General features: G+C 66.5%; 2 protein-coding genes. Both read left to right on the top strand.

Annotated features, from left to right (window positions below; translation table 11 throughout):
* Positions 1 to 701, top strand: a 701-nt coding sequence (locus tag AC1DS3_RS38125; RefSeq protein WP_477129306.1) for an NAD-dependent epimerase/dehydratase family protein, incomplete at its 5' end; no start/stop codon positions are given.
* Positions 702 to 720: 19 nt separating this feature from the next.
* A complete protein-coding gene (locus AC1DS3_RS38120) occupies positions 721 to 1,950 on the top strand; it encodes a glycosyltransferase family 4 protein (protein ID WP_477129305.1) in 1,230 nt (409 codons plus the stop codon).
* The last annotated feature ends 52 nt before the right edge of the window (positions 1,951 to 2,002 follow it).

The following is a 2,002-nucleotide window of genomic DNA, read 5'->3' as shown; positions in this document are numbered from 1 at the left end:
AGGCAGGCGTGGGGCGGCTGGTGTTTTTTGGCTCTTCCTGCATCTATCCACGCGACTGCGCGCAGCCCATCCGCGAGGAGTACCTGCTGACGGGCGCGCTGGAGCCCACCAACGAGGCCTACGCCATCGCCAAGATCGCCGGGCTGAAACTCTGCGAGGCCTACAACCGGCAGTTCGGCACACGCTATCTCTCGGTGATGCCGACCAACCTGTACGGCCCCAACGACAACTACGACCTCGCCACCAGCCACGTGCTGCCGGCGCTGATCAGCAAGGCCTGCACGGCAACCCGGCAAGGCGCCCCGAGCATGACCATCTGGGGCACAGGCAAGCCGCGACGCGAGTTCCTGCATGTGGATGACCTCGCGTCGGCCACGCTGTTCCTGCTGGAGCGCGAGGTGCCGCATGGCGTATTCAACGTTGGCACGGGGCGGGACTTGCCGATCCGCGAGCTTGCGGAGCGGATCTGCCGCATTGCCGGCTTCGAGGGCGAACTCGTGTTCGATACCTCCAAGCCTGACGGCACGCCTTGCAAGCTGCTTGATGTTTCGAAACTGGGGCAGATCGGCTGGCGGCCTGCGATCGGCCTTGATGAAGGGATTTCCGCCATCTACCAGGCGTATTCGCGGCGCATGGATGAGGGGTTGCCCAGGGTCGAGCAGGCAGGGGCAACAGCGCTCTCCGGTGCCGTTATCGAGTGACCGCAAAGAGGAGATAACAATGTCAGGCTCAGTCACGATATTCCACAACGTAGTCTGGTCGCGCCACAAGGGTGCGGTGTTCTCGGCGCTGCACAGCCAGTCTGCGGCAAGCTCGATCCATTACGACATGGTGCAGATCGCGGAGACGGAGCACTTCCGGCTCGGCTTCTCGGATGTCGACTACTCGTTTCACAACTATCCCATGCACCAGCTGTACGCCGGCTGCTATGAGGATGTGCCGCGCTGGAAGATGACGGCGCGCCTGACCTGGGAAGTGCTCAAGGCCAAGGGCGAGCTGGTGGTGCTGCCGGGCTACCACCGCCCGGAATACTGGGCGATGCTGCTGGCCTGCATCGTCACCGGCAAGCGGCGCGCGGTGTTTTGCGACTCCACCGGGCGGGACCGGCCGCGGCGCATGCTGACCTCCATTCCCAAGCGCGTGTTCTTCTCGCTGTGCCACGGCTACTTTGGCTTTGGCGAGCGCAGCCGCGAATACCTGATGTCGCTCGGCGCCAAGCCGGAGCGGATCTTCACGCCCTGCCAGGCGGCCGCCATGCCGGCCACCTACAAGCCGGAGCAAGCCCTGCAGGAGCGCCTGAAGCATCGTGCCGACGGTGCGCCGGTGATCCTGTATGTGGGCCGCCTGTCGGAAGAAAAAGGGCTGGACACCCTGCTGGAAGCCTTCGCTGGCCTGCACAAGACGATGCCCTCGGCAACGCTGCGGCTGGTCGGCACCGGGCCGATGGCCGGCACCCTGCGCCAGATGGCTACGGAGCTTGGCATTGAGGCCGCGGTATGCCAGGTCGGCAGCCTGCAGGACGAAGGCCTGTCCAGGGAGTATTACGGGGCGGCCTGCATGGTCTTGCCCAGCCATAGCGAGCCGTGGGGCCTGGTGGTCAACGAGGCGCTCGCCCACGGCTGCCCGGCGGTGGTCAGCGAGAGCTGCGGCTGCGTGCCGGAGCTGGTGCTCGAGGGCGAGACCGGGTTTGCGGTGCCGGCGCGCAGTGCCGCGGCGCTGCAGGCCGGCATGACCCGCGCGCTGGCGGCGTTCGCGGATACCCAGGCCACCGCGGAGCGTTGCCTGTCCGTGATMCGGCGCTTCGATCCGGCGAACGCCGCGTCGAATATCGCGCGCGGCTGCGCCGCGATGCTGAGCGAGCCGGAAGTGCATCAGCGAACGGGCGTGCAGACCYAGGCCAGAACCCAGGATCCGGGCCCAGCCCGCCTTTCTTCCTGCCGCGTGTCTTGACCTTGCGATGGCCCTTGCGGCCATGGCAGGGAGGGTTGCGCGCGTTCGCTGC

It is taken from the genome of Cupriavidus sp. 01L46 (assembly GCF_056399905.1).
The sequence above is the reverse complement of the archived record's forward strand: the minus strand, read 5'-3'. Positions and strand labels throughout refer to the sequence as shown.